12 protein-coding genes are annotated in these 11,466 nt (G+C 71.0%); 5 read left to right on the forward strand and 7 right to left on the reverse strand.

The features are described 5' to 3' along the window. The first annotated feature begins 267 nt into the window (after positions 1 to 267). Genes VKG64_00890 through VKG64_00905 form a run of 4 tightly spaced genes read left to right on the forward strand, consistent with a single transcriptional unit; the run spans position 268 to position 4,029 of the window. Positions 268 to 1,404, forward strand: a complete 1,137-nt coding sequence (locus VKG64_00890) for a DGQHR domain-containing protein (protein HKB23579.1) — start codon at positions 268 to 270, stop codon at positions 1,402 to 1,404. 40 nt (positions 1,405 to 1,444) lie between these two features. After that, complete coding sequence (locus tag VKG64_00895; GenBank protein ID HKB23580.1) at positions 1,445 to 2,449, forward strand: ABC transporter substrate-binding protein; 1,005 nt, start codon at positions 1,445 to 1,447, stop codon at positions 2,447 to 2,449. A 10-nt stretch (positions 2,450 to 2,459) separates the two neighbouring features. Further along, the gene (locus VKG64_00900) at positions 2,460 to 3,251 is read left to right on the forward strand and encodes an ABC transporter permease (protein HKB23581.1); all 792 of its coding nucleotides are present in this window, start codon (positions 2,460 to 2,462) and stop codon (positions 3,249 to 3,251) included. Then, positions 3,244 to 4,029 carry an ABC transporter ATP-binding protein gene (locus VKG64_00905; GenBank protein HKB23582.1) on the forward strand — a complete coding sequence of 262 codons (786 nt, stop codon included), beginning with the start codon at positions 3,244 to 3,246 and terminating at the stop codon, positions 4,027 to 4,029. Before VKG64_00900 ends, VKG64_00905 begins: the two co-directional genes overlap by 8 nt. A gap of 27 nt (positions 4,030 to 4,056) precedes the next feature. On the opposite strand, the gene VKG64_00910 is transcribed toward VKG64_00905, so the two are convergent. From VKG64_00910 to VKG64_00935, 6 genes are read right to left on the reverse strand one after another with little or no spacing between them, the layout of a single operon-like run. Continuing rightward, the gene (locus tag VKG64_00910; GenBank protein ID HKB23583.1) at positions 4,057 to 5,223 is read right to left on the reverse strand and encodes a CoA transferase; all 1,167 of its coding nucleotides are present in this window, start codon (positions 5,221 to 5,223) and stop codon (positions 4,057 to 4,059) included. 7 nt (positions 5,224 to 5,230) lie between these two features. Next, entirely contained in the window at positions 5,231 to 5,710 is a 480-nt protein-coding gene (greA, locus tag VKG64_00915) for a transcription elongation factor GreA (GenBank protein HKB23584.1), read from the reverse strand. A 34-nt stretch (positions 5,711 to 5,744) separates the two neighbouring features. Next, positions 5,745 to 6,524 (reverse strand): caspase family protein, encoded by a 780-nt coding sequence (locus tag VKG64_00920; GenBank protein HKB23585.1) that lies wholly within the window; start codon positions 6,522 to 6,524, stop codon positions 5,745 to 5,747. Positions 6,525 to 6,571: 47 nt separating this feature from the next. Further along, positions 6,572 to 8,467, reverse strand: coding sequence for a SurA N-terminal domain-containing protein (locus VKG64_00925; GenBank protein HKB23586.1), 1,896 nt, complete (start codon positions 8,465 to 8,467; stop codon positions 6,572 to 6,574). A gap of 9 nt (positions 8,468 to 8,476) precedes the next feature. After that, positions 8,477 to 9,313: a tRNA (adenine-N1)-methyltransferase gene (locus VKG64_00930; protein HKB23587.1), complete on the reverse strand. Its 837-nt coding sequence runs from the start codon at positions 9,311 to 9,313 to the stop codon at positions 8,477 to 8,479. Then, positions 9,310 to 10,506 (reverse strand): MFS transporter, encoded by a 1,197-nt coding sequence (locus tag VKG64_00935; protein HKB23588.1) that lies wholly within the window; start codon positions 10,504 to 10,506, stop codon positions 9,310 to 9,312. The genes VKG64_00930 and VKG64_00935 overlap by 4 nt, the downstream gene beginning before the upstream one ends. 29 nt (positions 10,507 to 10,535) lie before the next feature. Between VKG64_00935 and VKG64_00940 the strand changes: the two genes are divergently transcribed. Then, positions 10,536 to 10,943 carry a VOC family protein gene (locus VKG64_00940; GenBank protein ID HKB23589.1) on the forward strand — a complete coding sequence of 136 codons (408 nt, stop codon included), beginning with the start codon at positions 10,536 to 10,538 and terminating at the stop codon, positions 10,941 to 10,943. A gap of 12 nt (positions 10,944 to 10,955) precedes the next feature. Here the strand turns inward: VKG64_00940 and VKG64_00945 are convergent. Then, positions 10,956 to 11,466: response regulator (locus VKG64_00945; GenBank protein ID HKB23590.1), on the reverse strand; the 511-nt coding region annotated here is incomplete at its 5' end.

The following is an 11,466-nucleotide window of genomic DNA, read 5'->3' on the forward strand; positions in this document are numbered from 1 at the left end:
CCGCCGGCAGCCCGCCCGCCGGCAGGCGGAAGAGCCCGACGGGCGCCAGGACAACCGACGCGATGCCCACCGACGACCAGAGGAAAACGAGCTGATCCTGCGCCCGTTTGGCCAGGGCGTTCCAGGCCGCGTGGAACGCCGCGGCGGCGACGACCAGGGCGAGGGCGGGGCCGGTCACGGGGCCATCTTAACGGAACTTCCGGTGGTTAAAGGCCAAAAACGCCTCTATTGACAAGGGTTTGGCGGACGGTGTAGACTGCGGCGCTCATGATTACGGTCCCCGCGCGGCGTGTAAAGCAGTTCGGCGTCGAGTTCTACCAGGCCGGCCTCTCCGCCAAGGACATCGATCGGCTGGTGAAGTTCGAGGTGCTCGGTTACACGGGCGGGCCGCAGAACGACGAGCCCAAGAAGAAGAGCCGCATGAGCTCCCGCTCGCGCGTGAACTGGGACATGCTCGAGAAGCGGATCGGCGAGAGCGAGGCCGCCTATCAGCGCCCCGTCATCCGCCGGAAGATCGACGAGCTCGTGGCCTACTACCGCGAGTGCAAGGACGCGGCGACCCTGCCGGCGATCCCGGGCGCGGTGATCATCACCTCGGAGAAGCGCTTCACCTTCACCCCGGTCGCGGGCCACCACGACCTCGGGCTGCTCCAGATCCCCGAGGAGCACGGCGTCCTGCGCGTGCTCGACGGCCAGCATCGCCTCCTCGCCCTGCACGCGCTCTCCCAGCAGGGCGAGACCTTCGGCATCGACGTGCCCGCGGTCCTCTTCGACGCGCTCGACGCCCGCCAGATCGTCGAGCTGTTCGTGACGATCAACGCCAAGCACACGCGGCTGAACCCGTCGCACATCATCAGCCTCGCGGGCCGCAAGCTCTACCCCGACCCGAACCAGGCCCTCGCCCACGACGTGATCCGCTCGCTCAACGAGGACGACACCTCGCCGCTCCACGGCGAGATCAAGATGCTCGGCACCGGGCGCGGGCGCGTGAGCCAGGCGCCGCTCGCCGAGGAGATCGTGGACTTCCTCGAGACCGTCGAGAAGCTCGGGAGCGGCGGCAGAATCCAGGAGATCCGCCAGGGCGCCAAGCGCTTCTTCCTGAACTACGTGAAGGCGCTCTCGACGACGTTCCCGAGCGCGTGGGCCGGCCGGAAGTACTCGATCAAGACGGGCGCCGCCCTCCGGGCGTTCATCCGGGCCGCGCCCGACGTCATGGCGCGCGCGAAGGAGCTGCGCCGCGACCCGTTCGACCTGAACGCGATCCGCGAGGCGATCAAGCCCTGGGGCGAGCGCCTCCGCGATCGGCGCTTCGAGACCGAGGGCGAGTGGAAGCTGAAGCTCGCCGGCGGCACGCGGGGGACCGTCGAAATCCTCACGCGCGAGCTGCGCGAAGCGCTGCGCTAGCCGGCCCTCACCCGGCACGCCTCCGAAAGGAGCACGTCGCATGAAACGCCTGGCCCTGACCGTCGTCGTCCTCGCGTGCGCCGCGTCCGTCGCGCTGGCCCAGGTCGACGCCGTCCGCAAGCCGCTGCCGGCGCCGGTCAAGGCCAAGCTCGGCATGCTCAACGTGCCCGCGCTCTCGCCCCTCTTTCTGCTGCCCGAGTACGCGGCCGCGTACAACGTCCAGGTCGAGACCGTGATGTTCCAGCGCTTCGCCGACGCGCGGACCGCTCTCGCCTCGGGCGATCTCGACATCACCGCGTTCGGCCCGCAGGACATCTCGCTCGCCGTCGGGCAGGGTGCCAGGTCGCTCGTCGGCGTCGCCGGCGTCGGCTCGGGCAACGACTGCCTCGTTGTGCGCAAGACCGAGGACATCCGCGACTGGAAGGACCTCGGGGCGAAGCGGATCGGGATCGGCGCGGGATCGATCTCGTGGCTCAAGTTCGCCGCCTCGGTCCAGGAGCACGGCGTCGACTACGGCGGCCTCAAGATCACCAACATCGTCGGCGGCGGGGCCAACTACCTCAAGGCGCTCCAGGGCAAGGAGATCGACCTCGCCGTGGTCTGGCAGCCGTTCTGCGCCCAGGGCATCCTCGACGGCTACGCGCAGTACCCGACGCTCGATCACAACCGCTCGAAGGCCGTCGGCGGCCTGATCTCCGTGCTGGCCGTGAACCGCGGCTTCATGGAGAAGAACCACGACGCCGTCCAGCGGCTCGTGGTCGCCTACGTGGACGTGCTCAAGTTCGCGCAGGCGAATCCGCAGCGGTGGTCGAAGATCTACGCCGAGCGAGCGGGGCTGCCCGAGGCGGTGGCGGCCGAGTCGATCCGCATCACCAGGCTCGACGCGACCCTGCCGCTCGCCGCGATCACGCGCATCTCCAAGTTCCTCCCCGACAACGGCGTCATCGCGCGCGACGTGTCGGGCGAGATCGCGCAGCACTACACGTACGAGTTCCTGAGCAAGGCCACCGGGAAGTCGCCCGCGGAGCTGGGCCAGAACCAGTAAGCGGTCGGGCGTGTCGCGACGCGGCCCGTGGTTCGCACTTCTCCCGCTGGCGCTGCTGCTCCTCTGGCACGTCGCCGTGGCACGGCAGTGGGTCGCGCCGGGGATCATCCCGGCGCCCGCGCAGGTCGCCGGGTCCTGGTCGACGTGGATCGTCGGCGCGCCCGGCAAGAGCCTCTCGCCCTACTCGGGGACCTGGCTCGCGAACGTCCTCTACTCGTCGCGGCGCGTGCTCGAGGGCTTCGCGATCGCCGCGCTCGTCGGCATCCCGCTCGGGCTCATGATCGGCTGGAACCGGCTCGCCGCGAAGCTCGTCGATCCCTCGATCCAGCTCCTCCGGCCTGTGCCGATCACCGCGTGGCTCCCGTTCTCGATCGCCGTCTTCGGCATCTACGACGCGGGCGCGCTCTTTCTCATCGGGCTGGGCGCCTTCTACCCGATCGTGGTGAACACGACCCACGGCGTGCGGGACACCAACCTGCTCCTGCTGCGCGCCGCCCGCATGCTGGGTGCCGGCGAGGTCACGATTCTCCGCAAGGTCGTCCTCCCCTCGGCGCTGCCGTCGATCTTCACGGGGCTGCGGCTCGGGGTGGGCGTGGCGTGGACGGCCGTGATCGTCGCCGAGATGATCGCGGTGAAGTCGGGGCTCGGGTACGTGCTCTGGGACGCCTACTACGTCGGGCGGATGGACATCTGCGTGGCGACGATGTTCTCCGTCGGGATCCTGGGGTTCGTCTCCGACCGGATCATCCACGGCGCCTCGCGGCTCCTCCTGCGCTGGCGGACGCTCGAGGCCCATGCCTGAGCGCGCCGCCGTCCGGCTCCTCGGCGTCTGGAAGGAGTTCGTCAAGCGGGGGCGGCGCGTGGAAGCGCTGCAGGCGATCGACTTCGCGGTGGAGCCGAACGAGTTCGCCGCGATCCTCGGCCCGTCTGGCTGCGGCAAGTCGACGCTGCTCAACATCGTCGCCGGCTTCGACCGGCCCACGCGCGGCGAGGTGCTCGTGAACGGCGCGCGCGTCGAGCGCCCCGATCCGAGCCGCGCCGTCGTCTTCCAGGAGCCCGCGCTCTTTCCCTGGTACACCGTGCTCGACAACATCACCTTCGGCCCGAAGACCCAGCGCCTGGCGGCCGAGGTGTACGGCCCCAGGGTGGACGCGCTGCTCGAGCAGGTCGGACTCAGCGGGTTCGGCTCCCACTACCCCGCGGAGCTCTCGGGCGGCATGAAGCAGCGCGTGGGCATCGCGCGCGTCCTCGTGATGGAGCCCCAGGTGCTCTTGATGGACGAGCCGTTCGGGAGCCTCGACGCCCAGACGCGGCTGGTGATGCAGGAGCTCCTCCTCTCGGTGTGGGAGCGCCGTCACCACACCGTGCTCTTCGTCACCCACGACATCGAGGAGGCGCTGCTCCTGGCGGACAGCGTGTCGGTGATGACCGCGCGCCCGGGCCGCATCAAGAAGCGCATCGCCGTCGAGCTTCCGCGCCCGCGCCTGCTCGAGGTGACGACCTCCCCGCGCTTCAACGAGCTCAAGCGCGAAGTGCTGGCGCTGATCCGTGAGGAGAGTCTCCGCGCGGCGGCGGAGTGAGCGCGACGCGAGCGTGACCGATCGAGCCTAGACCGCGCCGTCCTTCCGTAGCGCCTTGATCTCCTCCGCGCTGTAGCCCAGCTCGCGCAAGATCTCGTCGGTGTGCTGGCCGTGCGTCGGCGGCGGGCGGCGGATGGCGCCGGGCGTGCGCGAGAGCGTGGCCGGAAGCCCCTGCACCTTGATCTCGCCGCGCTCCGGATGGCGCACGGGCTGCGCCATGCCGAGGTGCTGGATCTGCGGGTCCTCGAAGACCTGCTTCACGTTGTAGATCGGTCCGGACGGCACGCCCGCCTTGTTGAGCGCCTCGATCCACTCGGCGCCCGTCTTCTTCACGAGAATCTTGTCCAGCTCGGCGTTCAGCTGCTTGCGGTTCTTCGAGCGGTCGTGGATCGTCTTGAAGCGCGGGTCGTCCACCAGCTCAGGCACGCCGAGCGCGGTGCAGAGGCGCCGGTACATCGTCTGGCCCGAGGCGGCGATGTTGATGTGGCCGTCGGCGGTCGTGAAGACGCCGGTGGGGATGCCGGTCGGGTGATCGTTGCCCGCCTGGGGCGGGATCTCGCCGTCGATCAGCCAGCGCGCAGCCTGGAAGTCGAGCATCGTCACCATCGCCTGCAGCAGCGAGGTGTGCACCCACTGGCCCTTGCCCGACTTCTCGCGCTCGAGTAGCGCGACGAGGATGCCCTCCGCGAGGTACATCCCGGCCGTGAGGTCTGCGACGGGAATGCCGACGCGCACCGGCCCCTGCCCCGGCAGACCGGTGATGGACATGAGCCCGCCCATCCCCTGGGCGATCTGGTCGTAGCCGGGCCGGTCGGCGTACGGGCCCGTCTGGCCGAAGCCCGAGATGGAGCCGTAAACGAGCCGCGGGTTCACCTTCGAGAGCGTCTCGTAGTCGATGCCGAGACGCCTCTTCACGTCGGGGCGGAAGTTCTCGACGACGACGTCGGCCTTCGCGACGAGCTTTTTCAGAATTTCGATGCCGCGCGGGTGCTTCAGGTCGAGCGTCATCGCGCGCTTGTTGCGGTGGAGGTTCAGGTAGTCGAAGCCCAGCGCGGTGGAGTCGCCCTCCATCTCCTCGCGCGCCTCCACCTTGATGACGTTGGCGCCCATGTCGGCGAGCCGGCGCACGGCCGTGGGGCCGGAGCGGGCGCGCGTGAGGTCGATGACGGTCAGGTGCTCGAGTGGAAGCGGCATCGCGGGGTCACTCCAATGGAAAGTTGGCTTTGAGGATCTCGAACGTCTTCGTCCCGCCCGGCAGCTGCGCGGTCACACGGTCGCCCACCTTCTTGCCGATCAGCGTGCGCGCCAGCGGCGCCAGGATCGAGATGCGGCCGCGGGCGGGCTCGGCCTCATCGGAGCCGACGATCTGATAGCGCACCTCTTTGCCGGTCTCGTCCTCGAGGAGGACCGTCGAGCCGAAGGTGACGCGCTCGCCCGCGGTCGGCGGCTCGATGACCTCTGCGGCGCCCACCTTCGTCTCGAGGGCCGCGATCCGGCCTTCGATGAAGCCGAGCTTCTCCCGCGCGGCGTGGTACTCGGCGTTCTCCGAGAGATCGCCGTGCTCGCGCGCCTCGCCGATCGCCTTGGAGATGGCCGGTCGCTCGACGCGCTTCAAGCGGTCGAGCTCCTCCTTGAGCTTCTCGTACCCGGGGCGCGTCATCGGCGTCCGCTGGACCGCCATCGCCCCAATAACTTACCATGCGCGGTCGGACGGTCTAGCGGCGTGGTCCCGCCGGCGGGCGAACCACGACGGGGGCCGGGCCCTCGAGCAGGCCAGCCGCGAAGACCACCTTCTCGCCCTCGGCGCCGGCGGTCCCGGCCGTCGTGATCTGCCCCGCGACATAGCGAGCGAGGGCGAGAACGTCCACCGCGCCGGTCGGGTCAGCCGCCGCGCCCTCGGCGCCCTTCAGGAAAAAGTGCGTGAGGAGCCCCTGGCCGAGCTTCTCGTCCTCGAGAGAGAGGGTCGCCGCGAGGACGAACCGTCCGGGGCGGAGGGGCACCGCCGCGTAGGGCGCGGGCGATCCGGCCCGCGTGTCGAGGATGACGAAGACGCGGCCCGCCTTGAGCGCATTCACCCGGCGCAGCACGTCCGCCAGCGCGAGCGTCGTCGCGTCGACGTGGCCGGTCTCGGCGTCGTACGGGACGAGCTGCTCGCCGGTGCCGTGCGACGCGAAGTAGACGAGCACGGTGTCGTCGGGACCGGCCTCGCCGAGCGCGTCGAACGCGATGAGGATCCCCCGGCGCGTCGCCTGCGCGTTCTCGAGCAGCGTCACCTTGCCCGGCGTGCCCGGAATCAGCGGTAGGAGGCGGTCGCGCACCGCCCGCGCGTCGGACACGGCGCTTCGGAGACGCGGGAGCGAGGCATCGCCATACGTGTCGATCCCGACGAGGAGCGCGAAGACCTTGCCGACGATCTGGAGGCCCGCGCCGGCGGGGCGGGGCGCGAGGACCACGCTCAGGCTCACAAGCGTCAGCACCAACAGCAACAGGCTCAAGGGTCGATCTCCTCGATCAGCTCGTTGGCGCGCCATGTGTCCCCTCCTCAGCCCCGGGGTGCACGGATCCGGGTCGAGACGTCGATCTTCGCCCCGGCGCGGGCGCCGTCGATCCACGACTGCCACGCAAGGCTCTGCTTCTGCGCGACCACTTGCTTCGCGACCGCCGCGCGCTCGGCCTCGAGCCCGCTCATGTCGGGCGCCGGGCGCTCGAGCACCTTGAGCACGTAGTAGCCCTGCGCGGCCTTCACGGGCTCCGTGATCTGGCCCGCCGGCACCCCGAGCGCCGCGAGCATCGCGTCCGCCGGCAGCTTGTCCGCGGGCTTCGCGCGCGAGAAGCGCGGGGTTTCGCCGGTCTGGGCCCCCGCCTTCTTCGCCGCCGCGGCGAAGTCACCCGCTTTGGCGTCGACGGCGAGCCGGCGCGCGCGCTCGAGGACGGCCGCCTCCGCCTTCTCGCGCTTCGCGGCCGCGGCGACCTTGTCGCGGACCTCGGCGAGAGGCGGCACGCCGGCCGGGATCGCCTCGACGAACTTCGCGATGACGAGGCCCGCAGGCGTCCGGACGGGCGCGGACACGCCGCCCTGCGCGAGGGCGAACACCGCGTCCTCGAGCGGATCGGGACGGGCGAGCATCGGGAGCCGCTCGGCGCGGCCGACCGTGGACGCGGCGACCGTGAGCCCGAGCGCCTTCGCCTCGGCCTCCCAGTCCTTCGCGGTCTGGAGCTTCGGGCGGACCTCCGCGGCCTTCGCGGCCGTGGCGCGCTCGGCCGCCTCCGCCTGGAGCTTTTCGCGAATCTGCGCCGCGACGGCCTTGAGGGGCGTGAGGCCGCCCGGCTTGACGTCGAACACCTTGATCGCGTGGTAACCGAACGGCGTCCGCACCGGCTGCGGCGAGACCTCGCCCTTCTTGAGCGCGAAGACCGCGCGCTCGAACTCCGGGACCATCTCGCCCTGCTTCACGAGGCCGAGGTCACCGCCCTTGGGCGCCGTGCCCGGGTCCTCGGACAGATCCTTCGCGAGCTTGGCGAAGTCCTCACCCGCCTTCGCGCGGCGGATCACGTCGGCGGTCTTCGCGCGGGCCTTGTCCTCCGCTTCGCTCCCACCGGTCTCGGCCACACGCGCGAGCACGTGCGCGACGCGTGCCTGGCGCGGCGCCTCGAACTCCTTCGCGTGCCCCGTGTAGTACTTCTGCACGTCGGCCTCGGCCACGGGCTTGACGAAGTCCTTCTGCGCGAGCGTGACGTACTGGATACGACGCCGCTCCGGCTGGCGGAACTCGGCGGAGTGCGCCGTCAGGTACGCTTGCAGCTCCGCGTCGGTCACCGTCGTCGCCGAGAGGATCGGGCCCAGCTCGACCAGCGCCCACGCCGCGCGGGCCTGGTCGTGGCGGAACGCGTACGCCTCCTCGACCTCGGCCGGCGTGGCCTTCACGCCGCTCCGCACCGTGCTCTCCGCCTTGAGCCGCGTCAGCTCCTGGCGCGCCTCGGCCTCGAAGGCCGCGGCGGTCATGCCGCGCCCCCGCAGGAACGCCTGGTACAGGCGCAGGGCGAAGCGACCGTTCTCCTGGAAGGCCCGCACCGCATGGATCTGCTCGTTGAGCTCCTCGTCCGAGACCTCGAGGCCCTCGCGCCGCGCGCGCTGCACGATCAGCTCCTCCTGGACGAGATCGTTGACGACCTGCTGCGGGAGCCCGAGCTGCTCGGCGAGCTCCGACGAGAAGCGGTCGCGGTAGACCTGCCGGTAGGCCTCCACGTACGCCTGGTAGCGGTGCTGGAAGCGCTCGATCGAGACCGACTCGCCGTTGACCGTGGCGACCGTGTCCGGCGTGGGCCCGCCGCCGACGCCCCGGGAGCCGAAGATGAAGAGCGAGGCGACGAAGGCCGCGACCACGACGAGCAGACCGACCTGGAGGACCTTCCGGTAGCGGCGCATCGCGCTGATCATCGGCGCCCGCTACTCCTCGGGATCGAGACGGCGCAGGCCGGGCTCCGGCCCGCCCTCCTCCGGCACCACGCGGCGCGCGACCGTGATGAACCCGGTGTGCGCGACCATGCGGTGGAACGGCCGCACGGACTGGCCCTCGATGTTCCAGGGCCGGTAGAGGGTCTCGAACGTCTCCACGAGCGCCCAGTGCCGGTCGTGCTGGAGCGCCTCGGCGATCTGGTGGGACTGGATGATCGTCGGCACGTAGCAGAGGAAGATCCCGCCCGGACGGAGCGCCTCGGCGATGAGCTTCACGAGCTTCCACGGCTCGGGCAGATCGAGGAGGACGCGGTCCGCCGGCGGCTCCTCCGGCAGCCCGTCCTCGACCGGGCGGAGCCGCACCGTGAGGTTCGTCACGTCGCCGAGGCGCATGTGGATGTTCGCCACGGCCCGCCGCGCGAACTCGTCGCGCTGCTCGTACGTGATGACGCGCCCCTCGGGCCCGACCGCGCGCAGCAGCGCCAGCGTGAGCGCGCCCGACCCCGTGCCGGCCTCGATCACGCGGCAGCCCGGGTAGACGTCGGCCCAGAAGAGGATCATCGCGAGGTCCTTGGGGTAGATGACCTGCGCGCCGCGCGGCATGTCGAGCACGTACTCGGCGAGCGTGGGTCTGAACGCGAGATAGCGGAGCCCCAGCGATGAGCGTAGCCACGTCCCCTCGGGCCGGCCGATGATCGCGTCGTGCGAGATCCAGCCGCGATCGGAGTGGAACGTCTCCGACTTCCGGAGGAAGATCAGGTGGCGCTTGCCCCGCTGATCGATGAGCAGGACCTGCTCACCGTCCTGGAACGCGCTGCCATCGTTCATCGGTCTTGCGGGCGCGGTAGGAAGCGCGCGGTCACGAACCCGGCGAGCGGCATGAGCGCGCTGAGCGTGAGCGCCGCCGGCAGGCCCCAGCGATCGGCGACCGCGCCGAGCGCGGTGACACCGAGGCCGCCGGCACCGATGGCGAAGCCCACGATGAGCCCCGACGCCATCCCCGCGTTGCGCGGCAGGTAGGCCTGGCCGAGGACGACCGACACGGAGAAGCTCGACGTCAGCACGGCGCCGTAGAGACCGAGCATGACGAACGCGAGGACGCCGCTCGTGTGGACGAACAGGAGCCCGAACGGGATCGCCGCGAGGAACACCCACCGCATGAAGAAGCGCGGCCCGACGCGGTCGGCGAGCGGGCCCGCGGCCACGGTGCCGAGCGCGCCCGCGCCGAGGAACACGAAGAGCACCGTGCCGACGAGCCGCGGGTCCGCCTTGAGGTAGTCCAGGTAGTAGAAGGGCACGAACGTCGTGAAGCCGAGCGTCGCCCACGAGCGCACGGCGACGAGGGCGATCAGGAGCGCCATCGCCCTGGGCATGTTCACGCCGCGTGCCATCGCCGCCGGCGTCTGCACCGGCGCGGCGGCGCTGTTGATGCGCGGGAGCATCGCGAGGATCAGCCCGCCGACGATCAGCGACGGCACGAGCATCGCCAGCGTGCCCGAGAGCGCGACGCCGGTGACGAGGGCCGTGGCGACCGGGGCGCCGAGCGCCAGGCCCGCGTTGCCGCCGAGCGAGAACCACGAGAGCGCCGTCGCCTTCCGGTCGCCGGCCACGCCCGTCGCGGTCTTGTAGCCTTCCGGGTGCCACGACGCGACGGCGAACCCCATCACGAGCACGAGCGCGAGGATCGCGCCGTAGCCGGGCGCGACGCCGATCAGCGCGAGGCCCGCGCCCGAGAGGAACACCGACGCCGGCAGGAGCCAGCGCCGCGCGATCCGGTCCGAGAAGTAACCGAAGAGCGGCTGGATGAGCGACGAGGCCAGGTTCCCGACGAGCACGATCGTCGCCGCCTGAGCGTAGCTCAGCCCGTGCGCCTTCCGGAGAAACGGGAGCACCGCGGGGAGCGCGCCCTGGTTCAAGTCGATGACGAGGTGCCCGAGCGCCAGCAGCGCGATCAGCTTCGTGTGGGGCCGCACCCGCGCCGCGCCCGCGGCAAAGGTGGTGACGGCCGTCGAGTCAGCCATGACCTGCCAATGGTACACTACTCGTCGCGGTGGACGCATTCTCCCGGCTCGAGATCCGCGAGCTCGGCCACGTCTCGCTGTTCGTCCGCGACCTCGCGGCCACGCGCCGCTTCTATCACGACGTGCTCGGCCTGGCGGAAACGGGTACCGGCAAGGGCGGACGCATCCTCTTCTTCTCCGCCGGCGTCCACCATCACGACGTCTCGTGCGAGCTCGCGCGCGCCGAAGGGCCGGGACCGCAGCCCAAGGGCGTGCCCGGCCTCTACCACATCGCGTTCGAGGTCGGAGGGTCGCTCGAGAAGCTGGCGGGCGCGCGCCGCTGGGTGGAGTCGCGGGGCCTCACGCCGTTCGGCGAGACGGCCACGTCGTTCTCGGTGCGCGATCCCGACGGGCACGAGATCGAGCTCTACGTCGATCCCGCCGCCGGGCGGCGCTAGCCCGGGGCGCGCCTACTCGCTGAGGTCGACGCGGCGCATCGCGACCGCCGAGTCGATGGACTGCCCGAGCACCGCCGGATCGACCGGCTTCGTCACGTAGTCAAAGGCGCCGAACGCGAGGGTCCGCTTGGCGAGCTCGACGTTTCCGCTCTCGCAGACCATGATGACCTTGACGTCCGGCGCGAGCGCGACCATGGTCGGGAGCACGCCGACACCCGAGAGCCCCGTCATCTCGACGTCGAGCAGCACGACGTCGGGCGCGCGCTCCACGAAGGCGCGCACCCCCGACGCGGCGTCGTGCGCCAGACGCACCTCGTAGCCCTTCCGGACGAGCATCTGCTGGAGCTCCGCGCGCGCCGCCGCGTCGTCCTCCACGAGGAGGATCGTGGCCGGCCCGCGGCGCCGCGCCGCGGGCTCCTGCGGCGGCGGCGCGGGCTCCGGGGGGAGCTCCCCGTGGAGGGCGGCGATGATCGCCGACGGGTCGAGCGGCTTCGTGAACACGGCGGCGGCGCCGAGCGCGCGG

Source organism: Candidatus Methylomirabilota bacterium (genome assembly GCA_035260325.1).
In the GTDB taxonomy this organism is placed as follows: domain Bacteria; phylum Methylomirabilota; class Methylomirabilia; order Rokubacteriales; family CSP1-6; genus AR19.

Bases quoted from the DNA above. Each gene is read 5' to 3' on its own strand.
- VKG64_00890 (HKB23579.1), top strand. From the start codon at position 268: ATGATTACGGTCCCCGCGCGGCGTGTAAAGCAGTTCGGCGTCGAGTTC.
- VKG64_00895 (HKB23580.1), top strand. From the start codon at position 1,445: ATGAAACGCCTGGCCCTGACCGTCGTCGTCCTCGCGTGCGCCGCGTCC.
- VKG64_00905 (HKB23582.1), top strand. From the start codon at position 3,244: ATGCCTGAGCGCGCCGCCGTCCGGCTCCTCGGCGTCTGGAAGGAGTTC.
- VKG64_00910 (HKB23583.1), bottom strand. From the start codon at position 5,223: ATGCCGCTTCCACTCGAGCACCTGACCGTCATCGACCTCACGCGCGCC.
- greA (HKB23584.1), bottom strand. From the start codon at position 5,710: ATGGCGGTCCAGCGGACGCCGATGACGCGCCCCGGGTACGAGAAGCTC.
- VKG64_00925 (HKB23586.1), bottom strand. From the start codon at position 8,467: ATGATCAGCGCGATGCGCCGCTACCGGAAGGTCCTCCAGGTCGGTCTG.
- VKG64_00930 (HKB23587.1), bottom strand. From the start codon at position 9,313: ATGAACGATGGCAGCGCGTTCCAGGACGGTGAGCAGGTCCTGCTCATC.
- VKG64_00935 (HKB23588.1), bottom strand. From the start codon at position 10,506: ATGGCTGACTCGACGGCCGTCACCACCTTTGCCGCGGGCGCGGCGCGG.